The sequence below is a fragment of the Micromonospora sp. NPDC047740 genome (assembly GCF_043204735.1).
In the GTDB taxonomy this organism is placed as follows: Bacteria; Actinomycetota; Actinomycetes; order Mycobacteriales; family Micromonosporaceae; genus Micromonospora.
Genome location: NZ_JBIDCT010000010.1, coordinates 213,808 through 237,599, shown reverse-complemented (window position 1 = coordinate 237,599; position 23,792 = coordinate 213,808). Strand labels below are relative to the sequence as shown.

The following is a 23,792-nucleotide window of genomic DNA, read 5'->3' as shown; positions in this document are numbered from 1 at the left end:
TGCCCGTTACGTCACCGCGCAGCCACATTGACCCTGTCGCGTCGGTGGCGGCATCGTCTACCGTCGGCCCACACCCCTCGAAGGAGTGAGCATGACCCGCTACGTGCAGCCGGCACCGACCCCCGACGACCCGTACAGCGGGGACCCGCTGCTGCGGTCCTGGCTGGAGCGGCACCTCGGCCCGGCCGGGCACGCCGCCGCGAAGGGCCGGCTGGCCGACCTGGCCGCCGACGTTGTTGGGCCGCTGCGGGCCGCGCACGCCGACGCCGAGGCGCACCCGCCCACCCTGGTCCGGTACGACCCCTGGGGCGCCCGCGTCGACCGGATCGACACCTCGACCGGCTGGCAGGCCCAGCGCGCCGCCGCCGCCCGGCACGCCGTGGTCGCGCTGCCCTATCTGGAGTCCGCGCGGGGCACCTGGGGGGCCGCCGCCCGCGTCGTCCAGCACGCCCTGCTGCACCTGTACGCCCCGGAGTCGGCCACCTTCTCCTGCCCGGTCGCCATGGCCGACGGCGCCGCCGCGCTGCTCAGCCTCCCCGAGGTCGACGGGGCTGTGCGGGAGGCCTGGCTGCCCCGGCTCATCTCCACCGACCCGGACACCGCGATCGTCAGCGGGCAGTGGATGACCGAGTCGCAGGGCGGCTCCGACCTGTCCCGGTCCAGCACCATCGGCCGGCCCGCCGCGGACGGGTCGTGGCGGCTGACCGGGGAGAAATGGTTCTGCTCCGCCGCCGACTCGCCGATGGCGGTGGCTCTGGCCCGGCCCGACGGCGCCGGCCGGGGCAGCCGGGTCCTCGCGCCGTTCCTGGTGCCCCGCTACGCCGCCGACTCGCCGCTGGCCGGCGCCTCCGCCGCCCCCGACGCGCCGGCGCCCGGGGTGGCCGTGCACCGGCTCAAGGACAAGCTCGGCACCTGGGCGCTGCCCACCGCCGAGATCGGGCTGCGCGACGCGTACGCGCTGCCCCTCGGCGACCCGGCCGTGCCCGGGCTGGTCCGGGCGATGACCCTGGTCGTGGTGACCCGGGTGCACAACGCCTCCGCCGCCGCCTCCGGCATGCGCCGCGGCCTGGCGTACGCCCGGGCGTACGCCGAGGGCCGGCAGGTGACCGGCGGACGGCTCATCGAGTCGCCGCTGCACCGGGCCACCCTCGGCGCCCTCGCCGTGGACGCGGCCGGCGCGTTCGTCCTCGCCGGGCACGCGTTCGCGCTGCTCGGGCGGGTCGAGGTCGGCGGCGACCCGGACGCGGCCGCCGAGCTGCGGGTGGTCGCGCCGCTGGCCAAGCTCGCCACCGGGCGGCTCGCCGTGGCCTCCGCCAGCGAGTACGTCGAGGCGTTCGGCGGCGCCGGCTACGTCGAGGACACCGGGGTGCCGCGGCTGCTGCGCGACGCGCAGGTGTTGCCGATCTGGGAGGGCACCACCAACGTGCTCGCCCTGGACGTGCTGCGCGCGGTCGCCCGGGAGGACGCCGGCGCGCCGCTGCTGCGCCGGCTGGCCGCCGCCGTCGACCTGGCCCGCCCGCTCTCCCCCGCCCTGGCCGACACCCTGGCGGCGGTCACCGAGGAGCTGCGCACCCGGCTCGCCGAGGTGACCGCCGACCCGGCCGCCGTCGAGGTGGTCGCCGGGGCGCGCGGGCTGGCGCTGCGCACCGCGTACGCGCTCACCGCCGCGCTGCTGGTCGAGCACGCCGCGTGGGGCGACGAGCAGGCCGAGACGGCGGCCTGGCTCTGGGCCCGGCGCCGGCTGCGGCACGAGGACATCGCCGCCGACGCCCACCGGCACCTGGAGCTGCTCTGCTGAAAGAGTCGACCGGTACCTGCCAGAGGATGTCAGGATCTGCCGACAGGATGGCCGGCATGACAGTGCACGCCGACCTCGCGATGGTCAACCTCGACAGCTCCGACCCGGCCGCCCACGCCGGGTTCTACTCCCGCGTCCTGGGCTGGGAGGTCACCCACAGCCAGGCCGAATACGCCATGATCAGCAAGGACGGGACGTCGATCGGCTTCGGCCTGGTCGACGGATACACGCCGCCGGCCTGGCCGGACGAAACCGCCGGCAAGCGCTACCACCTGGACGTGTACGTCGACGACCTGACCGTCGCCGAGAAGGAGTTCGTGGCGGCCGGAGCGACCAGGCCGGAGTTCCAGCCGGGCGGCGAGCGGTGGACCGTGCTGATCGACCCGATCGGCCAGCCGTTCTGCATCTGCCAGCGCCCGCAGGGCTGAGCGGTGGACCGGCCGGCTCGTCGGGCGACCACCGCCCGGCGAGCCGGTGGGCCGGTCACCGGAAGGCGGCCACGTGTCGCGCCGCCCAGTCGGCGAAGGTACGCGGCGCCCGGCCGAGCAACCGCTCGACGTCGGGGCTGACCCGCTGCTCGGCCGGCGTGGGGGCGCCCAGGATGCCCAGCGTGGCGGTCACGGCCGGCTCGGGCATGAACTGCAGCATCTGCGCGCGGGCCTGCGCCGGGCTCAGCTCGGCGAACCGCACCGGCTCACCGAGCGCGTCGCCGATCGCCGCCGCCTGCCGGCGGGGCGTGACCAGCTCCGGGCCGGTCAGCTCGTACGTGGCCCCGCCGTGGCCGTCGTGCCGCAGGGTCACCGCGGCGACCTCGGCGACGTCGGCCGGGTCCACGAACGGCAGACCGACGTCACCGAAGGGCGCGGTGACGGCCCAGGTGCCGCGCACCGTCTCCGCCCAGGCAAAGGCGTTGGTGTGGTAGCCGCTGGGCCGCAGCACCGTCCACTCCAGGCCGGACGCCGTCACTGCCTCCTCGATCTGCGGCGGGTAGCGGTGGCTGCCCACCCCCTGGGAGGAGAGCAGGACCACCCGGCGTGCCCCGGCGTCGCGGGCGGCGGCGAGGATCTCGCTCGGGTCGGCCGCCAGCAACTCCCCGGTGAGCAGCAGGAACAGCGCCTCCGCGCCGTGCAGCGCCGGCTTCAGGTCGGCCGGCGTGGCCAGGTCAGCGGGCACGGCCCGTACGCCGGCCGGCAGGTCGGCCGCCGTGACCTGCCGCGACACCGCCGTCACCGGCTCCCCGGCCGCGGCCAACGCCTGCACCAGCGGCCGCCCGACGTTCCCCGTCGCTCCCGTCACCACGATCATGACTGCTTCCTTTCGGTGTGCTCTCTGGACACCTCAGGACGCTAGTTGCCTGGATATAGTAGGTACCTAGAGGAAAGTAATGGCCGGGGAGGCGATTGTGAGCAGCAGCACCACGCCGGTGTCCCCGGTGGCGCTCGACCCCGAGCAGGCCTGCCCGATCGCGCCGGTGGTCGACATCGTGTTCAGCCGCTGGACCACCCCGATCCTCTGGGCGCTGCACGAGTACGGGCGGCAACGGTTTGTGGAACTGGAACGCCGCCTGACCACCATCACCCCGAAGGTGCTCACCCAGCGGTTGCGGCAGTTAGAGCGCGACGGCCTGGTCGTACGCACCTACCACCCCGAGGTCCCGCCGCGCGTCGAATACGAGATCAGTGAGCTGGGGCGCAGCCTCGCGCCGCTGTTCGCCACCCTCGCCGAGTGGTCGGCCGTCAACCTCGACCAGGTCGACCAGGCCCGCCGCGACTACGACGCCCGGCAGCGAGGCACCGGCCGGCGCTGACCGCCGGGCGCACAGGTCGCGCCCGCCCGTTCCCGGGTGCGCCGGGGCGCTCTGGACGGGTACGTCGACGGTTCCCGTCCGGCGGCCGCCGCGAGGTGCGTCATCGGCCCACCATCTGCAGGTAGTGCTCGTTGTACATGACGCCGAAGATGTTGCCGAACGGGTCGACCACAGAGGCGGTGACGAAGCCGGGACCGCGCTGGACCGGCTTCTCGTACGCCGTGGCGCCCAGCGACAGCAGCCGCTCGAATGCGGTCTCGACGTCGTCCACGTGCCAGTAGATCACCGCGCCGCTGGCCTCCTGCGGGCGCGGGCGAGGGGCGAAACGGCGGTCGATGATGCCGAGCTCGTGCTGCTGGTCGCCGATGCGGAACTCGACGTAGCCGGGCGCTCCCTGGACCGGACGGGTGAAGTACGGCTCGAGGTCCGCCTGACGGACATCGCCCGACACCTCGCCGGCTGGGGCACGCTGATCGAAGTCATCGCGCCTCGCTCCGTCCAGGACGAACTCGCCCGCATCGGCGCCGAGCTCGTCAGCCGATACCCGGGCGGGCACACCGAGCGCACGGCCGCCGCGATCGGGACCGGACCCTGCGGTGCCGAGCACGGGAGGCCAGCTGGCGGGGGGTGACCTGGCCTTTAGGCGGTGGTGTCACTCACCGCGGGCCGCCGGGTTGGCCACCCCCACTACGCCGGGGACATCACCTCGTAGAGGTTGCCGGAGTCGTCGCGGAAGAACAGCCCTCGGGCGCACAGTGGATGGTCGGTCCGTCCGTTGTCGGGTGCGCCGGGCTCGCTGCCGTACGGCACCCCGCCGTCGCGTAGCCGGGCCAGGATCGCGTCGAAGGTGTCCGGGTCCACGTCGAACGCCAGGTGGTGGCCCTCCGGCGCGGGCACGCTCAGGAAGTCCAGGGTGAGCTGATCGTTGACCCGTACCGGGGCGAAGTGGCCGTTGCGCCCGGCCGGCGCAAGCACCGGCAGCCCCATGATGTCGGCGAAGAACCGGGCCGCCGCCCGGTGGTCCCGAGCCGGGACGATCGTGTGGTTGAGGGTGACGCTCATCGGTCCTTCTCCGCTTCGGCCGGCGCCAGCGCGCCGTGCAGGAACAGGTCGACCAGTTCGGCCGGGGTCGGCGTTGCGCCGGCCAGCGGGGTGCGGCTGGGCACCAGGACGGCCAGGAACAGCGCGGCGAGTTGGTCGGCGGGCAGCCGCAGCCGGTCCCCCTCGGGCGCGAGCAGCGCGGCGACGGCGGCCCGGACCGCGTCGGCCGACTCCTCCCGGGCCGATGCGCGGTCGCGGACCGGCGGAACGTCGCGCTGCCCGCGGCCTGGGCGGCCGGCGGCGTGGGCGGCGACGAGCACCGCGCCGATCCGGTCGAGGTGCGCGCGCAGGGCCGTGGCGGCGGCGGTGAGCCGGTCGCTGAGAGGCTGATCGAGCGGGATCGCGGCCACCTCGCTGAGGGCCGTGTCGGGGCGCAGCGCCTCGGCGACGCAGGCGTCGAGCAGGGCGTCCTTGTCGGGGAAGGCGCGGAAGACGGTCGCCTCGCCGATGCCGGCGGCGCGGGCGACCTGGGCGGTGGTGACCGTGGCGCCGTGCGTGGCGAGCAGCGGCAACGCGGCCCGCACGATCATGGCACGACGCTGGTCGGGGCTCAGTCCCGGCGCGCGGCGCCGGGGTGTCTCAGGGTCCGTCATGGCACTCAGCATGCGGAGTGATTACTCACTCCGTCAACGGTTTATCCCCGCCGTCGGGACCGGGCGGCCCAGATGACGTACGCGGGATCCCGGTCCAGGTTGTGCCGGTCCCGGTCGTAGCGGCGGGTGGTGCGCGGGTCGGCGTGCCCCATGGCGTCCTGCACGTCCTCCAGCGGCACCCCCTCCGCGCGGGCGGTGGTGGCGAACGCGTGCCGCAGCGAGTGCGGGGACAGCTTCGCCCAGGCGGGGATCCCGGCGGCCCGGGCGAGCCGGCGCACCAGCCGGAACACCGAGTGCCGGTCCAGCCGGGCGCCGCTGGCGGTGACCAGCAGCGGCCCGGTCAGCTCGGGCACGGTCACCCCCTGCGCCGCGGCCCGGGCGGACAGGTAGGCGTCCACCGCGTACGCGGTGCCGGGGGTGAGCGCGCGGCGGCGGACCTTGCCGCCCTTGCCGACGAACCGGAGGCTGCGGTGCCCGCGCTCCGCGCCCAGGTCGGTCAGGTCCAGCGAGATCAGCTCACCGACTCGCAGGCCCAGGTCGGCCAGCAGGGCGATGGCGGCCCGGTTGCGAGCGGCGGTCGGGCCGGTGTCCGCCTCGGCGGCCGTGAGCAGCGCGTCGACCTCCTGCGGGGTCAGGCCGACCGTGGCGGAGTGGTCCCGGTCGACCCGGGGGCGGTCGGCGGCGGCGACCGGGTTGGCGTCGACCGCGCGCAGCTTGACCAGGAAGTCGTACCAGCTGGACAGCGCGGACAGGCGGCGGGCGACGGTGGCCGGGGTGAGCGGCCGGCCGCTGCGCACGCCCAGCGTGGCCTCCAACTCCCGGCCGTAGGCGTTGACGTCGAGGAAGCTGGCCCGCAGCGGGTCGAGGCCCCGGCCGGCGCACCAGCTCAGCCAGCCGGCCACGTCGCGCCGGTACGCGTCCCGGGTGTGCTCCGACAGGCGCCGGTTTCGCAGCCACGCCTCGGTGAAGTCGGCCGGCCCGCCGGTCAGGGCGGGCAGCACCGACCCGCGGGGCAGCACCTCGGGACGCAGCATGCGAGAAAGGTTCTCAGTCGGCGGGCGGAATCGCGACGAGGCGCGCCCGACCGGAATCCGACGAAGATCACACCGTTCCGCCACCTGCCAGCCGCCTGGGCGGGCCACCAGCGGTTTTCCGGTCCGGGATACCGTCACCGGGTGCGTGCCAGCCGCCTGGTGTCCCTGCTGCTGCTCCTGCAGACCCGCGGGCGGATGACCGCCCAGGAGCTCGCCGACGCCCTGGAGGTCTCCGTCCGGACCGTCTACCGCGACGTCGAGTCGCTCGGCGCCGCCGGCGTCCCGGTGTACGCCGACCGCGGCCCGGCCGGCGGGTACCGGCTGCTGGAGGGCTACCGGACCCGGCTGACCGGGCTGACCGCGCCGGAGGCGGAGGCGCTGTTCCTGGCCGGGATGCCCGGCCCGGCCGCCGAGCTGGGCCTCGGTCAAGTGGTGGCCGCGGCCGAGCTGAAAGTGCTCGCCGCGCTCCCCGACGAGCTGGCCGACCGGAGCGGTCAGGTGCGGCAGCGGTTCCACCTGGACGCGCCGGGCTGGTTCCGCCAGCCCGAGCCCACCCCGCATTTGGCCACGCTGGCCCGGGCGGTGTGGGAGGACCGGCTGGTGGAGATCCGTTACCGGCGCTGGCGGGCCCCGCGCGAGGTGACCCGGGTGGTGGCCCCGCTGGGCGTGGTGCTCAAGGCGGGCCGCTGGTATCTGGTGGCCCGGTGCGGCGAGCAGCTGCGCACCTACCGGGTCGGCGCGGTGCTCGACCTGGTGGTGCGCGACGAGCGGTACGCGCGGCCGGCCGACTTCGACCTGGCCGGGTACTGGCAGGAGTGGACCAGGCGGTACGAACGGGACGTCTACCGCGGGCAGGCCCGGGTGCGGATGACGGTGGCCGCGCTGGAGTTCGCGCAGTACGTCTTCCCGCCCGAGATGAGCCGGGCGGCCCGGGCGGCGGCCGGCGAGCCGGACGAGCACGGCTGGCTGGAGACCAGCGTGCCGATCGAGTCGGTGAAGCACGGCCACACCGAACTGCTCAAGCTGGGCGCGGAGGTGGAGGTGCTGGCGCCGGCCGAGCTGCGGGAGCGGCTGGCCGCCACCGCCCACGCCCTGGCCCGGCTCTATCCGTCGGCGACGGCAGCGGGGGCGCCCGGGACGGACACCCCCGCGATCGAGCGCTGATCCTGGCGGCGCCGTCAGGCGCTGATCTGCCTGCGACCGTTTCCGCTGGCGGTCGCGGTGATGCTGATCCGCCGCGGCTTGGCCCGCTCGGCGACCGGGATGCGCAGGGTCAGCACCCCGTTCTCGTAGCCGGCCTCCAGCTTGTCGGCGTCGAGGCTGTCGCCGAGGAAGAGCTGCCGCGTGAAGGTCCCCATCGGTCGCTCGGCCGCGACGAGCTCGACATTGTCCCCGGTGGCCCGGCGCCGCTCGGCGCGGACCGTCAGCACGTTGCGCTCGACTGTGCAGTCGATGCTGTCCGGGTCGACGCCGGGCAGGTCGAATGCGGCGTAGAAGAAGTCGCCGTCGCGGTACGCGTCGAGGTGCATGACCGCCGGCCGGGCGGTGGTGCCGAAGAACTGCTCGGCGAGCCGGTCGATCTCACGGAACGGGTCGGTACGCATCAACATGGCCGTGCCTCCTCGGTTCTCCTGGCCGAAGATGTTTAAGTTGAGCCGAGTTGGCTCAAGTCCTCGATTTCTTGTTTAGCGTGGAGCGGCGGCCTCGTCAACCCGGGCAGCAGCTTCTCGAACCAGTGCTGGGCGTACGGGCCGTCGTTGAACGCGGGGATCTCGCGGTAGCCGTGGCGGGCGTACAGGGCGCGGGCCTCGACCAGGTCGGCGCGGGTGTCCAGCCGGAGCCGGTCCGCCCCGCTCGACCGGGCGTACGCCTCGACGGCGGCCAGCAGGGCGGCCCCGCCGCCGGTGCCGCGGTGCGCGGGGCGGACGTAGACCCGGGTGAGTTCCGCCCAGCGGGGACGCCAGCGCAGGCCGGCGCAGCCGGCGAGCTGCCCGTCGTGGCGGGCCAGCACGAGCAGCCCGGTGGGCGGCGCGAGGTCGTCGCTGGGCATCTCGGCCAGCGCCTCGGTCACCTCCGCCGGCCGTTCCGGCCGGCGGTGCCAGCGGCGGACCATCTCCGCCATGTACTCGCGCAGCAGGATCGCCGCTTCGGGGGCGTGGGGTGGGGTGGGACTGGTCGTCCAGGTCGTCACCGCTTGATCCTCACCGCACCGTCAAACGGCTTTCGCCCGCCGGTCAGGGGTGAGCCGGCGGGTGCTCGGCGGCGAGGGCGACCCGGCGCAGCAGGTCCGACAGCAGCCGCCGCTCCTGCGGGGTGAGCGCGCCGAGTACCCGGTGCTCCTCGTCGCCGACCACCCCGAGCGCGCGGCGCCAGGCCGTCCGGCCGGCCTCGGTCAGTTCGACGTCGATGCGCCGCCGGTCCACCGGCGAGGGGATCCGCCGGACGAACCCGCGGCGGACCAGCGCGTCCACCCGGGCGGTGATCGAGGCGGGCGCCATGCGTAGGTCACCGGCGATCTCCGAGGGGGCGGCCCGGCCACCGCGTCCGGCCAGGGCGTGCAGGGTGCCGTACTCCTTCTCCTGGAGGTCCAGGTCGGCGAGGGCCCGGTCCTTCACCTCGCGCAGGTGCCGGGTGAGGACCGACATCCGGGTGACCGCGCCCTCCACGTCGGGGTCGAGGTCGGGCAGGACGGGCAGCCAGCGCGCCACGTGCTGGTCGGTGCGGTCGCGGTCGGTCACCCGTCCCACGGTACGCCGTCGCCGAAATATTCGTTGTCGAAATGTTCGACGCCGAAGAATCCTGCCGAGGTGACACACCCCCTCCGGCTCCGCGCCTTCCGCCTGCTCTTCCTCGGCCGTACCGTCTCCGCCCTCGGCGACGCCGTCGTCCCCACCGCCCTCGCCCTGGCCGTGCTCCGCGCCACCGGCTCGACCAGCGCCCTCGCGGTGGTGCTGGGCTGCGCCATGGTGCCGCGGCTGCTGCTGCTCCCCCTCGGCGGCGTGGTCGCCGACCGGTTCGACGCCCGCCGGGTGGCCCTCGTGACCGACCTGGTGCGCTGCGCCGCCCAACTGGTCGTCGGTGTCGAACTGCTCGGCGACGCCCCCGCGCTGCTCCACCTCGCGGTCGCCTCCGCCGTCGGCGGCGCGGCCTCGGCCTTCGCCATGCCCACCGCGTCCCCGCTCGTCGCCGGCACCGTCGACGCCGACGGGCGGCAGCGGGCCAACGCGCTGATGGGCGTCACCGCCAACGCCAGCCGGCTCGCCGGCCCCGCCCTGGCCGGCCTGCTGGTCTGGACCGCCGGCCCGGGCTGGGCGTTCGTGCTGGACGCCGCCTCGTTCGCGGTCAGCGCCGCCCTGCTGTCGGTCATCCGGGTCCGGCACGTCGCCGTCCCACACCGGTCGCTCCGCGCCGACCTGGCGCTCGGCTGGCGGGAGGTCCGCGCCCGCGACTGGTACTGGAGCAGCCTGCTCGCGCACGGCGTGTGGAACGGCGCCGCGGCGGTGCTGCTCACCGTCGGCCCGGTGGTCGCCGTGGACCGCCTCGGCGGGGAGGGTGTCTGGGTGCTGCTGCAGCAGGGCGGCGCGGTCGGCCTGCTGCTCGGGTCGCTGCTCGCCGCCCGGGTACGCCCCGCCCGGCCGGTGCTGCTCGGCAACCTGGCCCTGGCCACGTACGCGGCGCCGCTGCTCCTGCTCGCCGTCGCCGCGCCCGCCCCGGTGAGCATCGCCGCGTACTGCCTCGCGCTGGTCGCGCTCGGCTTCCTCAACCCGGTCTGGGAGACCGTGGTGCAGGGCCAGTTCCGGCCCGACGTGCTGGCCCGGGTCACCTCGTACGACTGGCTGATGTCGCTGGGCGCCATGCCGATCGGATACGCCCTCGCCCCGCTCGCCGCCCGCGCCTGGGGGCCGTCGACGCCCCTCGCCGTGGCCGGCGTGCTGGTGCTGCTCGCCTGCGCCGGCACCGCCGCCGTCCCCGGCGTACGCCGGATGCGCTGGCCGGTCGACGCCCCGCCCGCGCCCGTGGCGCAGGTGCCGGCGGGGCGCTGACCGGACCGGTCAGAGCCGATGCCCCGTGGTCGCGTCCACGTGGTCGGGCACCTCGCCGTGCCGGTCCCCCACGCTGGACGTCCCGGACGGCTCGAACATGAGGATCGACGCGCCGTCCGGCGCGGACGGCCGGTGCTCCACCCCGCGCGGCACCACGAACACCGCGCCACGCGGCAGCACCACCTCCCGCTCGGCGCCGTCCCGGCCGTCGCGCAGGGCGATCCGCAACTCCCCGTCGAGCACCAGGAAGAACTCGTCGGTGTGCTCGTGGGAATGCCAGACGTGCTCGCCGGCCACCTTCGCGATCCGGACGTCGTAGTCGTTGACGGTGGTCACGATGCGCGGACTCCACAGCTGGTCGAAGCGCCCCAGGGCGGCTGCCAGCTCGATCGGCTCAGCTTCCATCCACCCATCGTCGCCCACGATCACAGGGGACGGTGCATCACGTGCAACCCGACCCGGCCCAGGGTCGGATGCGCGAACGCCTCCGGCACCGTGCCGATCACCGTGAAGCCGAGCCGCCGGTACAGCTCAACGGCCGGCACGTTGCTCTCCACCACGGCGTTGAACTGCATCGCGGCGTAGCCCCGGTGGCGGGCCCAGGCCAGGGCGTACTCGGCCAGGGCCCGGCCGACGCCACGGCCCCGGGCGTGCGCGGCCACCATGAAACTGGCGGTGGCCACGTGCGCGCCGGGGCCGGGCCGGTTGGTGCCCATCTTCGCGGTGCCCAGCACCGTGCCGTCCACCTCGGCGACCACCGTGTGACCGGGCGGCCGCTCCACCCACACGTCGTAGGCGACCTCCGCGGGCCACGCCGGGTCGTACGGGAAGGTCTCCCCGGCGGTGATGACGTCCTCGACGATCGGCCAGACCTGCGCCCAGTCGGGCTCGGTGAACTCCCGGATCCGCATCCCGGGCACCCTAGTCAGCCGGCCCGCCGCGGAGCGAACCGGTTTCCGGCCTCCGTACCCGAACCGTGACCTGCCGGCCGTGGCACGGGACCCCGCGCGGGGCGGGCCTCGCCCATCATGGGACGCATGGTCGAACCCGCCACCGACCTGGACAGTCGCGAGGCGCCGCCCGAGGTGGCCGCACCACCGCCGGCCGGTCCCCGCACCGTCGGGCCGTGGCTGGTCGGCGGTGCGGTCAGTGCCGTGCTGCTGCTGCTCGCCGGCCGGTACGGCTACCACCGCGACGAGCTGTACTTCCTGCTCTGCGGCCGGCACCTCGACTGGGGGTACGTCGACCAGGGTCCGCTGGTGCCGGCCCTGGCCCGGCTGCTGGACACCCTCGCGCCCGGCAACCTGGTGGTGCTGCGTACGCCGTCGGCGCTGATCGCCGGCGCGGCGGTCGTGGTGGTCGCGGCGATCGCCCGGGAGTTCGGCGGCGGCCGGGGCGGGCAGCTGTTCGCCGCGTTCCTCGCCGCGGTGGCGGGCATCGTGCTCGCCCCCGGGCATCTGCTCAGCACCACCACCGTCGACCTGCTGGTCTGGCTCGTCGCCGCCTGGTGCGCGGTGCGGATGCTGCGCACCGGCGACACCCGCTGGGCCCTCTGCCTCGGCCTGGCGCTCGGCGTCGGCATGCTGAACAAGCTGCTGCCCGCCCTGCTCGCCGTGGGCCTGCTGGCCGGGGTGGCGATCGGCGGGCCACGCCGGCTGCTGCGCGACCGATGGGTGTACGCCGCCGCCGGCATCGTCGCCGTGCTCGCCGCGCCCTACCTGCTCTGGCAGGCCGCGCACGGCTTCCCCCAGCTGTCCGTGGCCTCCTCGATCGCCGGCGGCGACAGCTCCTACAGCGGCCGGCTGGACGCGCTGCAGCTGCAACTGGTCATCATCAGCCCGTACGCGGTGCCGATCTGGGTCGCCGGGCTGGTGGCGCTGCTGCGCCGGCCGGCCTGGCGGGCGTACCGGGCGATCGGCTGGGCCTGGCTGGTGGTGTTCGCGATCGTGCTGCTCGCCGGTGGCAAGGGCTACTATGACGCCCCGCTGCTGTTGGTGGTCACCGCCGCCGGCGCGGTCGTCACCGCCGAGTGGGCCGGTCGGGGCGCGGTGCTCGCCCGGCGGGCGCTGCTCGCCGCCGGCGCGGCCGTGGCGGTGGCCGGCAGCGCCGTCCTGCTGCTGCCCACCCTGCCGGCCGACCGGCTGCCCGGCTTCGTGGTCGACGTCAACTACGACGCCGGCGAGACCATCGGCTGGCCGGCGTTCGCCGACTCGCTCGCCGCCGTGCACCGCGGCCTGCCGCCGGAGCAGCGGACCCGCGCGGTGATCCTCACCGGCAACTACGGCGAGGCGGGCGCGGTGGCCCGCTACGGGCCGCAACGGGGCCTGCCGCGGGCGTACTCCGGGCACAACAGCATGGCCGGATTCGGCCGCCCGCCCGAGGACGCCGACGTGGTGATCGCGGTCGGCTGGGCCGGCCCCGACCAGCTGCGGGGCTGGTTCACCGAGGTCACCGAGGCCGGCCGGATCAACCAGCGGGTCGACGTCGACAACGACGAGAACGGCCTGCCCGTCTATGTCTGCCGGGGGCTGCGGCGACCGTGGTCGCAGCTCTGGGACACCGAGGTACGCCACGCCGGCTGAGCATGCCCGGGCACCGTGAATACTTGTCGGCATGCTCTGGGGCGTCAGTGGTCCGGTCTTCCTCCTCGACTACGTCGCGGGGGTGGCCGGGGCCCTCGCGATAGCCCTGTCCGTGCGGGCGCTGGTCGGATGGCGGACGCGGGGCGAGCCGCTGTCGACCGTCGAGCTGGCGTACCTCACCGATCGGGCCGGACTGGCCTGCCAGGTGGGTATGGCCGCGCTGCGCCGGGCCGGGGTGGTGCAGCTCGGTGAGCTGGCCACCCTGTCGGTGGACGGGCCACCGCCGCCCGGGTCCGCCCCACTGGTGCGCGCCCTGCACGCCGCGCTGCGCCGGCCGCAGACCTGGGCCGCCGTGCTCGCCGATCCCGGTGTGGGCCGTGCGCTGCGCCGGCTGGTGGGCCGGCTGGTCCGCGACGGCTGGCTGCTCACCCCGGGCCAGCGGCGCCGCCTGGCGCTGGGCACCCTGCCGCTGTTCGCGGTCGCCGCGGTCGGGGTGACCCGGCTGGTGGACAGCGCGGTCGAGGGGCGCACGGCCGGCGGCCCGGCGTCCGTGGTGGGGCTGCTGCTGTGCTGCCTGGCCACCGTGCTCGGCGGCTGGTGGCTGTGCGAGGTGCCGGAGACCGGTGCGGCCGCGCGGCGGCTGCTGCGCCGGCAGCGCTGCACGTACGCGGAGCTGGCGCCGGAGCGGCGGCCCGCGTGGAGCGAGCGGGGCACCGACGAGCTGCTGACCGCGATGGCGGTGTTCGGGCCGCGCCCGCTGCTCGCCGTCGACCCGCGCTTCGCCGAGCTGGTCGGGGTCGACGCCGAGCGCACCCGGCCGCGGGAGTACGCGAAGACCGCGCGTTGACCCTGACCGCGGCAGGACGCGCGTGGCGCGCCGTCCGGCTCGCCCGCGCGGCAGTATGATCCGAGTATGACGAAGCGGGTGACGGTCAGCCTGCCAGACGACGTAGCGGCCTACCTGGAGCGGGAGGAGAACGCCTCGGCGGCGGTCGCCGACGCGCTGCGCGCCCGCATGGACCGGGCCGCCGCGACAGCCGCGATGCTGCGTGCCGTCGGCATCGACGTGACGGACGACGGCGTGGCCCGGGTACGCGGAAAACTGCCTCCCCTCACCGCCGAGCAGCGGGCGGAGAACGCGCGACGCCGCGACATGCTCCGGGACGGCACCTGGCCGGAGGCCGGCTCCGCGGCTGCTGCCTGATGCCCACCGACGACATCGAGATCCGGGCGATCCTGGACGCCTCCGCCATCCTGTCCTATTCCCGCGGCCACGTGCACGTCGGTGAGCTGCTGGTCGACATCGCCGACGAGGGTGCCTACCTGGGCCTGCCCACCGTCGCGCTGCTCGAGGCGTACGCGCAGACCAGTGACCGACCGGCGGCCGCCCGGCTCGGCGTGCTGGCCACCCTGCCCGGCGTGGCGGTGCTGCCGCTGTCCGCTCCCGATGCGGCCCAGGCCGCCACCACGGTGCGCCTGACCAAGGGCGACCTGGCCCGTGCCCACGCCGTGTGGGCGGCACTGCGGCACGACGCATACCTCCTGACCTGCGAGCCGCACCTGGTTCCGGCGGTGATCGCTCCCGAACTGATCCATCACATCCCCGTGGACGACGCCTGACCGTGGCGGGCACGGGGATGTGATGGGGGGATCAGCGGATCTTCTCAGCGAGCCGGATCACCCGCGCCAACTCATCCACCTCCGGGTCCTCGCTGGCGGCGGCCGCCCGCTCCGCGATCGTCGCCAGGTCGCCCAGGCGCACCTCCCGGCCGTAGGGGCCGCCCTGCAGCGACTGCGCGAAATAGGCCGCCGCGTAGCAGGTCCACAGCTGCGGCGACGCTTTGCCGAACGCCCGGTTCAGGTCGCTGACGGTCACCGACTCGTACGCCTCGGCGGGCGCCCGGTTCGTCGGGTCGGTCCAGCGCACCTGCACGCGGGCGACCCGGGCCGACGGGGGCGGCCCGTCGGCCAGCCGGACGGCGTAGAGCGCCGTGACGCTGTGCCCGGGACCGACCTCGCCGCCGTCGACGCGGTCGTCACGGAAGTCCTCGTCGCTGATCGCCCGGTTGTCGTACCCGATGAGCCGGTAGGACCGCACGGCGGCCGGTTCGAAGCTGACCTGCACCTTGGCGTCGAGCGCCCGGACGCTCAACGTCGCCGGCAACTGCCGGACGAACACCTTCCGGGCCTGGTCGCGCTCACTGGCGTACACCACGAAGCCGTCGCCCTTGTCCGCGAGTTGCTCCATCAACTCGTCGCCGTACTCGCTGCCGACCCCCACGCCGAGCAGGGCGATCTCCTTCTCGGCCTCGTCGCGTACCCGGCGCAGGATCGGCTCCGCCTCGGTCCGGCCGACGTTGGCGAGCCCGTCGGAGAGCACGATCACCCGGTTCGTCGCGCCGGGTCGGAATCCGTCACGGGCCACCCGGTAGCCGAGCACCAGGCCGGCTTCGAGGTTCGTGCTGTCCTGGGTACGCAGCGAACCGATGGCGTCGTGCAGTTCATCGGCGTCGGACAGCCGGGTCATCTCCCGCACCACCCGGGCCTCGTCGCTGAACGCCACGACGGCGATCGAGTCGGTACGGCGCAACTGGTCCACCAGGGTGTGCAGCGCGTCCTTCACCAGATCGAGCCGACCGGGCTCGCGCATCGATCCGGAGACGTCGACGACGAAGGTGAGGGCGGCGTCGGGACGGCTCTCCGCGTCCTCCGCGCGGGTCTGCAGGCCGACCCGCATCAACCGGACCTCCCCGGCCGCCTCGTGGGACTCCGGCAGCCGCGCGCCGTCGACGTGTACGGCGAAGCCGTCGCCGGCCGGCTCGGGGTAGTCCTGCCGGAACGAGTTCACGAACTCCTCAGGCCGCACCGCCGTCCGCTCGGGCAGCTGCCCGTCCATGATGAGCCGGCGGGCGTAGCCGTACGAGGCGGTGTCGACGTCGACGCCGAAGGTGGAGCGCGAGTCGTCCTCCGTCGCTGTTTCGGCCCCACCCGACCGGGGTGTGCCGTCGTGCTGGCGGACCGGCCCGTGCGCCGCGTCGCTGCGCTGTGCGCCACCGGCGGAGCAGGCGGTGACCGTCATGGTGAGGGCGAGCGCCGTCAGCAGCAGCGACCGTCGTATGTGGACCATCTGTTCCTCCCGGGCAGGCTGGGGCGGGCGATCCGGCGCAGCGCATCGGATCCGTCCCGGTCATTGACGCAGCTGGACAGTCCGGCGGATCCCGCCGTAGCCGAGCCGATACGCAAGCGTGAACGTCGTGACCGTCCCGTATGCAAGACGTGACCTGCCGCAGCCAACCGCGCCCGATGCCGACGGGCGGGACGGCGCAGGGCCGGGGTACGCCAAGCTCGGCGTCGACTCCCGCACCGCGGCGGTGCACGCCGCCGTGGAGCGGAAGCTGATCCGGCTGTGAAACGCTGCGCCCTGCTCACCCTCACCGTGGCCGCCGGCGGTTGCCCGCGGCCCGACCCGATCCGACCCTGGGAGGACCCCATGAGCACCCCCGCCGACAAGGCTCTGCTCGCTGCGGCGAGCGCCGGCGACGCGGCCGGCGTACGCGCCGCGCTGGCGGCCGGCGCGGACCGCGAGGCCCGCGACGCGCGGCAGCGAACGGCGCTGCTGCTGGCCGCCGCGAACGACCACGTCGAAGCCGCCCGCGTGCTCGTCGACGCGGGCGCGGACCCGAACGCGCTCGACGACCAGCACGACACCCCGTGGCTGGTGACTGGCGTGACCGGCAGCGTGCCGATGCTCGAGGTCCTGCTGCCCGCGGGGCCGGACTTCACGATCGTGAACCGGTACGGCGGCATCTCGATCATCCCGGCGAGCGAGCGTGGCCACGTCGACTACGTCCGCCGCGTCGTCGATACCGGCATCAACGTCAACCACGTCAACAACCTCGGGTGGACCGCCCTGCTGGAATGCGTCCTCCTCGGCGACGGGACGAAGCCCTACCAGCAGATCGCGGAGATCCTCGTGGCCGCTGGCGCGGACGTCCACCTGCCCGACAAGGACGGCGTCGACGCGCTGCGGCACGCCCGCGACCGCGGGTACGACCAGATCGTCGCCGTCCTGTCACGCTGAGCATCGTGCGGGCGGCCGCCACCACGACGACCGCCCGCTGCGGGCCGGCGGCCCATGCGGCACAGTGACACCGGCGGCCGGCGTACGGCCGGAGCCAGAAAGGCGGTGGCCGGTGGAGGGCCCGACCGGGGTGGTGTTCCCCCAGACCGACGGCACCCGCAGCACCACGGCGCTCGGCCGCGCGGTCGTCGCCGACGCGCTGCGCGCGGTCGACCCGGTCGGCGCGCGTTCGGCCGAACACGAGACCAACTGGCGGCACGGCTATCTGGTCCACTTCCGCCGGCTCGTCGAGGCCGGCCTGCTCTCCCGCGACGCCGCGGTCACCATCGCCCGCGACGGCCTGGCCGCCCTGCACGCCCGGATGCGGGTCGTCGCGGAGGGCGGTACGGAATTCCCGCTGGACGAGGTGTTCGCCGCCGGCGCCGGGCAGCCGCCGCTGGACACCGCCACGGTCACCGGCACCGGCGAGCCCGAGCGGGAACTGTCGCTGCCGTACCGCGGGCAGCGGCTGCGCGGCGATCAGCTGCACCGCCGGCTCGACGCCTGGGTCGCCGCCGGCGTGATCGAGCCGTCCTGCGCCGAGGCGGTCCGCGTGGTCATCGCCAACCCGGACTGGCTCGACCTGCGCGACCAGCGGATCGTGGTGCTCGGCGCCGGCGCCGAGATGGGTCCCCTGCCGTCGGTGCTGCGCTGGGGCGGCGACGTCGTCGCGGTCGACCTGCCGCGGCCGGACATCTGGCGGCGGCTGCTGCGCACCGCCCACCGGTACGGCGGCCGGCTGCACCTGCCGGTGCGCCCCGGCACCGGCGACGACGACGAGGCCCTCGCCGCGGCCGCCGGCGCGGACCTGCTGCATCGGCTGCCGCAGGCCGCGCAGTGGCTGCTCGGCGTGGACGGCCCGCTCGTTCTCGGCAACTACGTCTACGCCGACGGCGCCACCAACGTGCGGGTCGCCATGGCCGTCGACGCGCTCACCCGGCACCTGCAGCAGCGCCGCGACGACCTGGCGCTGGCCTTCCTCGCCACCCCCACCGACGTGTACGCCGTCCCCGCCGAGGCGGTCGCGCACGCCGAGCGGGGGTACGCGGCCCGCGGCCTGGCCCGCCGGTCACTGCGGGTGCTCTCCGGCGGGCGACTGCTGCACCGCAACTACCCGCCCGACGCCGACCCGGGCATCAACGACAGCCTCGTGCCGCAGCAGGGCCCGAACTACGCCCTCGCGAAGCGGCTGCAACGGTGGCGGGCGGCGGTGGCACGCGACGCCGGGGCGACGGTGTCGCTCACGGTGGCGCCGCCGACGCGTACCCGCTCGGTGCTGCGCAACCGGGCGCTCGCCGCCGCGTACGCGGGCGCGCACCGGTTCGGCATCGAGGTGTTCGACCCGGCCACCAGCAACACCCTGATGGCCGCGCTGCTCGTGCACGACCTGCGCACCGGCGGCGGCCCGGCCCAGGACCACCCGTGGCGGGACGAGGCGCACGGGGCGGCGCACGGCGGGCTCTGGCGGGTGCCGTACGCACCGCGCAGCGCCCTCGGGCTGGCCGTCCTGCTGGGCCTCGGCGCCGCCCGGGGCTGAGCCGGGGCTGGCCGGCGGCTACCTGGCCAGGACGTCGACGGCGAGTTCCTTCACCACCGACTCGTCGACGTCCACGCCGAGCCCCGGCCCGGTCGGCACCTGGGCTACGCCGTCGCGCACCTGCACGGTCGCCCCGGTGGCGTACGACGATTCCAGGAACTGCCGCCCGTTGAGGTCCACCGGCGTGTCGATGCCGTACGCCGCGAACAGGTGCACCGAGGCGGCCAGGCCCAGGTCGGAGTCGGTGAGCCCGGAGCCCATCAGCCGCACGCCGGAGTCCTCGGCCAGGGCGCACAGCCGCCGCGACAGCGTCAACCCGCCGCTGCGCTGCACCTTGGCGATGGCCACGTCCACCGCGTCGAGCTTCACGAAGGTGGCCAGGTCGCTGGGGTGGCGCAGGCTCTCGTCGAGCGCCACCGGCACCGGAGAGGCCTCCCGCAGCCGGCGCAGCCCGGCGACGTCGTTGGCCGGCAGCGGCTGCTCGAACGCGGTGACGTCGAGGTCGGCCAGCCGGCGGGCCATCCGCAGCGCGGCGTCCACGGTGTACGCCTGGTTGGCGTCCACCCACAGCGCGGCCTCGGGCGCGGCCTCGCGGACCGCCCGCACCACGGCGGCGTCCTCGGCCTCGCGGTGCAGGCCGACCTTCACCTTGAACGCCCGGTAGCCGAGGGCGTGTCCCTCCGCCACCGCGTCGGCCACCTCGCCGGCGGTCTGCCCGGAGACGATCCAGCCCAGCTCGATGCTCTCCCGGCGGCGCTGCCCCCACAGCACCCCGACCGACACGCCGAGCGCTCGGCCGAGCAGGTCGTGCAGCGCGACGTCGACGGCGCACTTGGCCAGCGGCGCGCCGATGGTGAAGCCCCGGTTGACGGCCCGGTCGAATGCGGCGGTCACGCCGTCGAGGTCCCAGGCCGGGCGGCCGAGCACCGCCGGGGCGAGATACCGGTCGATGGTGGTGACGATGGATTCGGCGGTCTCATAGGTCCAGGCCGGGATCGGGGTGGCCTCGCCCCAGCCGGCGACACCGTCGGCGCTGACCTTGACCAGGACGCGGATGCTGGGCGTGCCGGCGACGGCGACCGACCCGCCGGACACCCCGAACGAGCGCACGGTGGGCAGCGCGACGGCGTACGTCTCGACGGAGTCGATGGTCAGTCCGGCCAGGGCAGTGGCAAGAGGGGTCACGGGTGGGCCTTTCGTACGGGTGGGATCAGGTCAGCTTGGCGGTGCTGGCCCGGACGACCACCTCGCCGCCCATCCGCAGGATCCGCCGGCGTCGTCCGGTGTTCTCGGTCAGCGCCAGTTCCATCGCCTTCTCTCCGAGCTGCTGCAGCGGCAGCGCGACGGTGGTCAGCGGCGGGGTGAGGTCGCGGACGATCGGGATGTCGTCGAAGCCGGCGACGGAGATGTCGTCCGGCACGGACAGGCCGTGGTCGCGCAGGGCCGCGCAGGCGCCGATGGCCATCACGTCGGTCAGCGCGAACACGCAGGTGGCGGTCGACCGGCGGGCCAGCAGTTCGGTCATGGCGCCGTACCCGCCGTCGCGGGTGAACGGGCCTTCCACGATGTCGGCCGGGTCCAGCGACACGCCGGCCTTCTTCAGCTCGTCGCGGAAGCCGCCCAGCCGGTCGGCGACCGTGGTCAGCGCCGGCGGCCCGGCGAGCACCGCGAACCGGCGGTGCCCCAGGTCGAGCAGGGCGCGGGCCATGGCGGCCGCACCGGCCCGGTTTTCCGGCAGGACACTGTCGACCTTCAGGCTGCGGTGCCGGCTGACCACGGCGACCCGCCCGCCACCCTCCAGGTAGGGCTTGAGCTCGGCGTCCAGGGCCCGCTCCCAGCGGGAGTCCTCGAATCCGGAACCGATGAGCAGGATGGCCGGCGCCCGCTCGGCGCGCAGCATCGACACGTACGCGATCTCCCGTTCCGGGTCCCGGAACGTGCTGGCCAGCATCACCAGCAGGTCGTTGTTGCCGGCGATGCGCATGACGCCGCCGGCCACCGCGGCGAAGTAGGGGTCGCTGACGTCGTGGCAGATCACGCCGACCGTGCGGTGGGAGGCGCCGGCCAGGGCGCGGGCGTGCGCGTTCGGCGTGTATGCCAACTGCTCCGCCGCCGCCAGCACCCGGTCCCGCAGTTGCGGGGTCACCCGCATGCCGTTGAGTGCCCGGGAGGCCGTGGCCAGCGAGACGTCGGCGGCTCTGGCCACGTCTTCCAGGGTCACGTGCGTCCGTGGCTGCATGGACTTTCCCCCTGCGGAAGTTCTTGACCGGATTATTTCGGCGTGGTTACCGTAGCACCCTGAAAGCGCTTACTGAAAGCGCATTCAGGGCCGAGACCTGGAGTTTCCGGACGTCCTCGGCCCTACCGACGGCACGCGCCTACCCAGCGGCTGAGTACCCGGAACCGCCGGACAGCCAGGGAGAACGGAGGGTCATGGCCGCGCAGAGCACCATCGAGCAACGGGAGCCGACCGCTCCCGCCCGCACCCCCGCGCGGGCCGCCCGCCGCCGGGGTCGGGCCGGCGGCGGCCTGCTCCGGTTCGTCCAGAGCACCTGGCGCCCCGCCGCGGTCCTCGCGGCCATCTTCGTCGCCTGGTGGGCGGTCACCGCGGCGGACCTGGTCAAGCCGTACCTGGTCCCCGCGCCAGGCACCACGCTGGACGTCGTCCTCGCCCAGACCGGCTACTTCGCCCACCACACCTGGATCACCACCTACGAGACGATCCTCGGCTTCGCCATCGCCATCGTGGTCGGCGTGCTGTCCGCCGTCGTGATGGTGTACTCCCCGACGGTCGAGAAGAGCCTCTACCCACTGCTGCTGTTCGCCCAGGTCATCCCGAAGATCGCGATCGCGCCGCTGTTCATCGTGTGGCTCGGCTTCGGGCTCACCCCGAAGGTCGTCGTCGCGGTCCTGATGGCCTTCTTCCCGATCGTCATCTCCACGGTCACCGGCCTCAAGTCGATCGACCCGGAGATGCTGCAACTGTCGGCGACCATGGGCGCAGGCCCCGGCCAGACCTTCCGGAAGATCCGCTTCCCGGCCGCCCTGCCGCACCTGTTCTCCGGCCTCAAGGTCGCCGCCACGATGGCCGTCACCGGCGCCGTGGTGGGCGAGTTCGTCGGCGCCAACGAGGGCCTCGGCTACGTGATCCTGCAGGCCAACGGCAACCTCGACACCCCGACGCTGTTCGCCGGGCTGCTCATCATGTCGCTGCTCGGCGTGGTCCTGTTCGTGGTCGTGGAACTGCTCGAGTACTTCGTCCTTCCATGGCACGCCAGCCGCCGTACCGACGCCGCTACGACGTCGCTCTGAATAGGAGACCCGTCCCATGAAGTTGCGCACCCTCGCCGCCACGCTCGTGCCGGCCCTCATACTGGCCGCCACCGCCGGCTGCGGCTCGTCCTCCGACGAGCAGGCCAAGACCGCCCAGGGCCACGACAAGGTCACCCTGACCCTCAACTGGTACCCGTACGGCGAGCACGCCCCGTTCTACTACGGTCAAAAGCAGGGCATCTTCGCCAAGCACGGCATCGACCTGACCATCCAGGCCGGCCAGGGCTCGCAGAAGACCGTCCAGGCCACCGCCGCCGGGCAGACCGACTTCGGCTGGGCCGACACCCCCGCCCTGCTCTCCGCGGTGGGCCAGGGGATGGACGTCAAGAGCGTCGGCGTCTTCCTGCAGACCACCCCGTCGTCGGTGCAGTTCTTCAGCGACAAGAACATCAGCTCCCCCGCCGACCTCAAGGGCAAGACCATCGCCTCCACCGCCGGCGACGCGCTGAGCAAGACCTTCCCGGCCTTCCTCAAGGCCAACGGCCTGGCCCCCTCCGACGTGACCCTGCAGAACACCGACCCGGCCGGCAAGATGGCCGCCGTCATGTCGGGCAAGACCGACGCGCTGCTCGGCTTCGCCACCGACCAGGGCCCGACCATGCAGGAGAAGGCCGGCAAGCCGGTCTCCTACCTCAAGTTCGCCGAGAACGGCCTGACCTTCTACAGCAACGGCCTGATCGCCTCCACCGACACCATCAAGAACAAGCAGGACCTGGTCAAGCGGATGGTCGCGGCCAGCAGCGAGGCCTGGGCCGCCGCCGAGAAGGACGCCGCCGGCGCCGTCGCGGCCATGGCCGGCGCCTCCCAGCAGCTGCCGTCGGAGAAGGTGCTCACCGACCAGTTCAACGCCACCCTGCAGCTGCTGCACACCGACGCCACCAAGGGCCAGGCGCCCGGCATCAACGACGAAGCCGACTGGACGAAGACGATCAACGTGTTCGCCGACGCCGGCGTGATCAACAAGGCCGAGTCCCCGGCGACCTACTGGGACGCGAGCTTCGCGCCGAAGGGATGAACCCGAGATGACGGTCGGCAACACCACCACGCAGCGGCCCGCTGACGCCACGGCGACCGGCGCCGCGGTCGAGATCGACCAGGTCGCGGTCCGCTTCCGTACCAAGAAAAAGGACGTCACCGCGCTGCGCGACGTCTCGCTGCGGATCGAGCCCGGCGAGTTCGTCTCGATCGTCGGCGCCTCCGGCTGCGGCAAGTCGACGCTGCTGAAGCTGGTGTCCGGCCTGCTGCGGCCCTCGTCCGGCCAGGTCCGCCTGCACGGCGAGGACGTGCGGGGGCCGCGGCGCGACATCGGGTACGTCTTCCAGCGCGCCGCCCTGCTGGAGTGGCGTACGGCCCGGAAGAACATCCTGCTCCAGGCCGAGATGCGGCGCCTGCCCAAGGCGCAGGTACGCCAGCGCGTCGACGAGCTGATCGCGATGACCGGCCTGACCGGCTTCGAGGACGCGTACCCGAACGAACTGTCCGGCGGGATGCAGCAGCGGGTGGCCCTGTGCCGCGCGCTGCTGCACCGCCCCCCGGTCCTGCTCATGGACGAGCCCTTCGGGGCGCTGGACGCCCTCACCCGCGAGCAGATGAACGTCGAGCTGCGGCGCATCTGGCGGGAGACCGGCACCACCGTCCTGCTCGTCACCCACTCCATCGCCGAGGCGGTCTACCTGGCCAACCGGGTGATCGTCATGACCCCTCGACCCGGCACCGTCGCCGAGGTCATCGACGTCGACCTCCCCGTGGAGCGCGACTACGGCCAGACGATGTCGGAGCCGGAGTTCGCGCGCGCCACGGGACGCATCCGGGACCTCCTGGGTGCGACGACGACCGCCGAATAA

28 protein-coding genes are annotated in these 23,792 nt (G+C 74.2%); 15 read left to right on the top strand and 13 right to left on the bottom strand.

The genetic code is table 11. From position 1 onward, the window contains the following. The first annotated feature begins 91 nt into the window (after window positions 1-91). Together ACGF4F_RS20590 and ACGF4F_RS20585 are read left to right on the top strand one after the other, a co-directional pair. On the top strand, window positions 92-1,798 hold the full coding sequence (locus ACGF4F_RS20590; RefSeq protein ID WP_357438696.1) for an acyl-CoA dehydrogenase family protein: 1,707 nt from the start codon (window positions 92-94) through the stop codon (window positions 1,796-1,798). Between the two features lie 56 nt (window positions 1,799-1,854). Continuing rightward, window positions 1,855-2,226 (top strand): VOC family protein, encoded by a 372-nt coding sequence (locus ACGF4F_RS20585; protein ID WP_393079202.1) that lies wholly within the window; start codon window positions 1,855-1,857, stop codon window positions 2,224-2,226. A 55-nt stretch (window positions 2,227-2,281) separates the two neighbouring features. Here the strand turns inward: ACGF4F_RS20585 and ACGF4F_RS20580 are convergent, their stop codons facing one another. Further along, window positions 2,282-3,103, bottom strand: coding sequence for an SDR family oxidoreductase (locus tag ACGF4F_RS20580; protein ID WP_393079199.1), 822 nt, complete (start codon window positions 3,101-3,103; stop codon window positions 2,282-2,284). Between the two features lie 97 nt (window positions 3,104-3,200). On the opposite strand from ACGF4F_RS20580, the gene ACGF4F_RS20575 reads away from it, so the two are divergent. Then, on the top strand, window positions 3,201-3,605 hold the full coding sequence (locus ACGF4F_RS20575; protein WP_357438704.1) for a helix-turn-helix domain-containing protein: 405 nt from the start codon (window positions 3,201-3,203) through the stop codon (window positions 3,603-3,605). 100 nt (window positions 3,606-3,705) lie between these two features. On the opposite strand, the gene ACGF4F_RS20570 is transcribed toward ACGF4F_RS20575, so the two are convergent. The 4 genes from ACGF4F_RS20570 to ACGF4F_RS20555 all read right to left on the bottom strand — a co-directional run bounded on the left by ACGF4F_RS20570 (window position 3,706) and on the right by ACGF4F_RS20555 (window position 6,333). Beyond that, window positions 3,706-4,212 (bottom strand): VOC family protein, encoded by a 507-nt coding sequence (locus ACGF4F_RS20570; protein WP_357438707.1) that lies wholly within the window; start codon window positions 4,210-4,212, stop codon window positions 3,706-3,708. 80 nt (window positions 4,213-4,292) lie between these two features. Then, window positions 4,293-4,667, bottom strand: a complete 375-nt coding sequence (locus ACGF4F_RS20565) for a VOC family protein (protein WP_357438710.1) — start codon at window positions 4,665-4,667, stop codon at window positions 4,293-4,295. After that, window positions 4,664-5,299 (bottom strand): helix-turn-helix domain-containing protein, encoded by a 636-nt coding sequence (locus ACGF4F_RS20560; protein WP_357438713.1) that lies wholly within the window; start codon window positions 5,297-5,299, stop codon window positions 4,664-4,666. The genes ACGF4F_RS20565 and ACGF4F_RS20560 overlap by 4 nt, the downstream gene beginning before the upstream one ends. Before the next feature lie 41 nt (window positions 5,300-5,340). Continuing rightward, on the bottom strand, window positions 5,341-6,333 hold the full coding sequence (locus ACGF4F_RS20555; RefSeq protein ID WP_393079194.1) for a tyrosine-type recombinase/integrase: 993 nt from the start codon (window positions 6,331-6,333) through the stop codon (window positions 5,341-5,343). A 141-nt stretch (window positions 6,334-6,474) separates the two neighbouring features. Here ACGF4F_RS20555 and ACGF4F_RS20550 point away from each other — a divergent pair, with 141 nt between their 5' ends. Further along, window positions 6,475-7,497, top strand: coding sequence for a YafY family protein (locus ACGF4F_RS20550; RefSeq protein ID WP_357438717.1), 1,023 nt, complete (start codon window positions 6,475-6,477; stop codon window positions 7,495-7,497). Window positions 7,498-7,511: 14 nt separating this feature from the next. Here ACGF4F_RS20550 and ACGF4F_RS20545 read toward each other — a convergent pair whose 3' ends face one another. Genes ACGF4F_RS20545 through ACGF4F_RS20535 form a run of 3 tightly spaced genes read right to left on the bottom strand, consistent with a single transcriptional unit; the run spans window position 7,512 to window position 9,071 of the window. Beyond that, window positions 7,512-7,943: an Hsp20/alpha crystallin family protein gene (locus ACGF4F_RS20545; RefSeq protein ID WP_357438719.1), complete on the bottom strand. Its 432-nt coding sequence runs from the start codon at window positions 7,941-7,943 to the stop codon at window positions 7,512-7,514. A gap of 35 nt (window positions 7,944-7,978) precedes the next feature. After that, a complete protein-coding gene (locus ACGF4F_RS20540; protein WP_357438722.1) occupies window positions 7,979-8,524 on the bottom strand; it encodes a GNAT family N-acetyltransferase in 546 nt (181 codons plus the stop codon). Window positions 8,525-8,567: 43 nt separating this feature from the next. Continuing rightward, the gene (locus ACGF4F_RS20535) at window positions 8,568-9,071 is read right to left on the bottom strand and encodes a MarR family winged helix-turn-helix transcriptional regulator (protein WP_393079190.1); all 504 of its coding nucleotides are present in this window, start codon (window positions 9,069-9,071) and stop codon (window positions 8,568-8,570) included. 69 nt (window positions 9,072-9,140) lie between these two features. Between ACGF4F_RS20535 and ACGF4F_RS20530 the strand changes: the two genes are divergently transcribed. Then, on the top strand, window positions 9,141-10,376 hold the full coding sequence (locus ACGF4F_RS20530) for an MFS transporter (protein WP_357438728.1): 1,236 nt from the start codon (window positions 9,141-9,143) through the stop codon (window positions 10,374-10,376). A 9-nt stretch (window positions 10,377-10,385) separates the two neighbouring features. On the opposite strand, the gene ACGF4F_RS20525 is transcribed toward ACGF4F_RS20530, so the two are convergent. Beyond that, window positions 10,386-10,781, bottom strand: a complete 396-nt coding sequence (locus ACGF4F_RS20525) for a cupin domain-containing protein (protein ID WP_357438731.1) — start codon at window positions 10,779-10,781, stop codon at window positions 10,386-10,388. 20 nt (window positions 10,782-10,801) lie between these two features. Beyond that, a complete protein-coding gene (locus tag ACGF4F_RS20520; RefSeq protein ID WP_393079185.1) occupies window positions 10,802-11,287 on the bottom strand; it encodes a GNAT family N-acetyltransferase in 486 nt (161 codons plus the stop codon). Between the two features lie 126 nt (window positions 11,288-11,413). On the opposite strand from ACGF4F_RS20520, the gene ACGF4F_RS20515 reads away from it, so the two are divergent. The 4 genes from ACGF4F_RS20515 to ACGF4F_RS20500 all read left to right on the top strand — a co-directional run bounded on the left by ACGF4F_RS20515 (window position 11,414) and on the right by ACGF4F_RS20500 (window position 14,578). Next, entirely contained in the window at window positions 11,414-12,958 is a 1,545-nt protein-coding gene (locus ACGF4F_RS20515; RefSeq protein WP_357438736.1) for a glycosyltransferase family 39 protein, read from the top strand. Between the two features lie 31 nt (window positions 12,959-12,989). After that, window positions 12,990-13,805, top strand: coding sequence for a TIGR04222 domain-containing membrane protein (locus ACGF4F_RS20510; RefSeq protein WP_393079182.1), 816 nt, complete (start codon window positions 12,990-12,992; stop codon window positions 13,803-13,805). A gap of 66 nt (window positions 13,806-13,871) precedes the next feature. Continuing rightward, window positions 13,872-14,162: a hypothetical protein gene (locus ACGF4F_RS20505; RefSeq protein ID WP_357438740.1), complete on the top strand. Its 291-nt coding sequence runs from the start codon at window positions 13,872-13,874 to the stop codon at window positions 14,160-14,162. After that, window positions 14,162-14,578 carry a hypothetical protein gene (locus tag ACGF4F_RS20500; RefSeq protein ID WP_393079179.1) on the top strand — a complete coding sequence of 139 codons (417 nt, stop codon included), beginning with the start codon at window positions 14,162-14,164 and terminating at the stop codon, window positions 14,576-14,578. The genes ACGF4F_RS20505 and ACGF4F_RS20500 overlap by 1 nt, the downstream gene beginning before the upstream one ends. Window positions 14,579-14,609: 31 nt before the next feature. Here ACGF4F_RS20500 and ACGF4F_RS20495 read toward each other — a convergent pair whose 3' ends face one another. Continuing rightward, window positions 14,610-16,085: a von Willebrand factor type A domain-containing protein gene (locus tag ACGF4F_RS20495; protein ID WP_393079176.1), complete on the bottom strand. Its 1,476-nt coding sequence runs from the start codon at window positions 16,083-16,085 to the stop codon at window positions 14,610-14,612. A gap of 127 nt (window positions 16,086-16,212) precedes the next feature. On the opposite strand from ACGF4F_RS20495, the gene ACGF4F_RS20490 reads away from it, so the two are divergent. From ACGF4F_RS20490 to ACGF4F_RS20480, 3 genes are all read left to right on the top strand, one after another. After that, window positions 16,213-16,368, top strand: coding sequence for a hypothetical protein (locus ACGF4F_RS20490; protein ID WP_393079173.1), 156 nt, complete (start codon window positions 16,213-16,215; stop codon window positions 16,366-16,368). Window positions 16,369-16,448: 80 nt separating this feature from the next. Beyond that, a complete protein-coding gene (locus ACGF4F_RS20485; protein WP_393079170.1) occupies window positions 16,449-17,039 on the top strand; it encodes an ankyrin repeat domain-containing protein in 591 nt (196 codons plus the stop codon). Between the two features lie 112 nt (window positions 17,040-17,151). Beyond that, window positions 17,152-18,615, top strand: a complete 1,464-nt coding sequence (locus ACGF4F_RS20480) for a hypothetical protein (protein WP_393079167.1) — start codon at window positions 17,152-17,154, stop codon at window positions 18,613-18,615. Between the two features lie 18 nt (window positions 18,616-18,633). On the opposite strand, the gene ACGF4F_RS20475 is transcribed toward ACGF4F_RS20480, so the two are convergent. Further along, window positions 18,634-19,800, bottom strand: a complete 1,167-nt coding sequence (locus tag ACGF4F_RS20475; protein ID WP_387423998.1) for a mandelate racemase/muconate lactonizing enzyme family protein — start codon at window positions 19,798-19,800, stop codon at window positions 18,634-18,636. A gap of 25 nt (window positions 19,801-19,825) precedes the next feature. Next, window positions 19,826-20,854, bottom strand: coding sequence for a LacI family DNA-binding transcriptional regulator (locus tag ACGF4F_RS20470; protein ID WP_393079164.1), 1,029 nt, complete (start codon window positions 20,852-20,854; stop codon window positions 19,826-19,828). Window positions 20,855-21,048: 194 nt separating this feature from the next. Here ACGF4F_RS20470 and ACGF4F_RS20465 point away from each other — a divergent pair, with 194 nt between their 5' ends. From ACGF4F_RS20465 to ACGF4F_RS20455, 3 genes are read left to right on the top strand one after another with little or no spacing between them, the layout of a single operon-like run. Continuing rightward, a complete protein-coding gene (locus tag ACGF4F_RS20465) occupies window positions 21,049-21,927 on the top strand; it encodes an ABC transporter permease (RefSeq protein WP_357438759.1) in 879 nt (292 codons plus the stop codon). 16 nt (window positions 21,928-21,943) lie between these two features. Continuing rightward, entirely contained in the window at window positions 21,944-22,963 is a 1,020-nt protein-coding gene (locus tag ACGF4F_RS20460; protein WP_357438762.1) for an ABC transporter substrate-binding protein, read from the top strand. 7 nt (window positions 22,964-22,970) lie between these two features. Continuing rightward, complete coding sequence (locus ACGF4F_RS20455) at window positions 22,971-23,792, top strand: ABC transporter ATP-binding protein (RefSeq protein WP_073833085.1); 822 nt, start codon at window positions 22,971-22,973, stop codon at window positions 23,790-23,792.

What these genes read in the sequence shown, in the direction of transcription:
- ACGF4F_RS20590 (WP_357438696.1), top strand. Translation starts at nt 92, where the DNA reads ATGACCCGCTACGTGCAGCCGGCACCGACCCCCGACGACCCGTACAGC.
- ACGF4F_RS20585 (WP_393079202.1), top strand. Translation starts at nt 1,855, where the DNA reads ATGACAGTGCACGCCGACCTCGCGATGGTCAACCTCGACAGCTCCGAC.
- ACGF4F_RS20580 (WP_393079199.1), bottom strand. Translation starts at nt 3,103, where the DNA reads ATGATCGTGGTGACGGGAGCGACGGGGAACGTCGGGCGGCCGCTGGTG.
- ACGF4F_RS20565 (WP_357438710.1), bottom strand. Translation starts at nt 4,667, where the DNA reads ATGAGCGTCACCCTCAACCACACGATCGTCCCGGCTCGGGACCACCGG.
- ACGF4F_RS20560 (WP_357438713.1), bottom strand. Translation starts at nt 5,299, where the DNA reads ATGACGGACCCTGAGACACCCCGGCGCCGCGCGCCGGGACTGAGCCCC.
- ACGF4F_RS20555 (WP_393079194.1), bottom strand. Translation starts at nt 6,333, where the DNA reads ATGCTGCGTCCCGAGGTGCTGCCCCGCGGGTCGGTGCTGCCCGCCCTG.
- ACGF4F_RS20545 (WP_357438719.1), bottom strand. Translation starts at nt 7,943, where the DNA reads ATGTTGATGCGTACCGACCCGTTCCGTGAGATCGACCGGCTCGCCGAG.
- ACGF4F_RS20525 (WP_357438731.1), bottom strand. Translation starts at nt 10,781, where the DNA reads ATGGAAGCTGAGCCGATCGAGCTGGCAGCCGCCCTGGGGCGCTTCGAC.
- ACGF4F_RS20520 (WP_393079185.1), bottom strand. Translation starts at nt 11,287, where the DNA reads ATGCGGATCCGGGAGTTCACCGAGCCCGACTGGGCGCAGGTCTGGCCG.
- ACGF4F_RS20515 (WP_357438736.1), top strand. Translation starts at nt 11,414, where the DNA reads ATGGTCGAACCCGCCACCGACCTGGACAGTCGCGAGGCGCCGCCCGAG.
- ACGF4F_RS20510 (WP_393079182.1), top strand. Translation starts at nt 12,990, where the DNA reads ATGCTCTGGGGCGTCAGTGGTCCGGTCTTCCTCCTCGACTACGTCGCG.
- ACGF4F_RS20505 (WP_357438740.1), top strand. Translation starts at nt 13,872, where the DNA reads ATGACGAAGCGGGTGACGGTCAGCCTGCCAGACGACGTAGCGGCCTAC.
- ACGF4F_RS20500 (WP_393079179.1), top strand. Translation starts at nt 14,162, where the DNA reads ATGCCCACCGACGACATCGAGATCCGGGCGATCCTGGACGCCTCCGCC.
- ACGF4F_RS20495 (WP_393079176.1), bottom strand. Translation starts at nt 16,085, where the DNA reads ATGGTCCACATACGACGGTCGCTGCTGCTGACGGCGCTCGCCCTCACC.
- ACGF4F_RS20485 (WP_393079170.1), top strand. Translation starts at nt 16,449, where the DNA reads ATGAGCACCCCCGCCGACAAGGCTCTGCTCGCTGCGGCGAGCGCCGGC.
- ACGF4F_RS20470 (WP_393079164.1), bottom strand. Translation starts at nt 20,854, where the DNA reads ATGCAGCCACGGACGCACGTGACCCTGGAAGACGTGGCCAGAGCCGCC.
- ACGF4F_RS20465 (WP_357438759.1), top strand. Translation starts at nt 21,049, where the DNA reads ATGGCCGCGCAGAGCACCATCGAGCAACGGGAGCCGACCGCTCCCGCC.
- ACGF4F_RS20460 (WP_357438762.1), top strand. Translation starts at nt 21,944, where the DNA reads ATGAAGTTGCGCACCCTCGCCGCCACGCTCGTGCCGGCCCTCATACTG.
- ACGF4F_RS20455 (WP_073833085.1), top strand. Translation starts at nt 22,971, where the DNA reads ATGACGGTCGGCAACACCACCACGCAGCGGCCCGCTGACGCCACGGCG.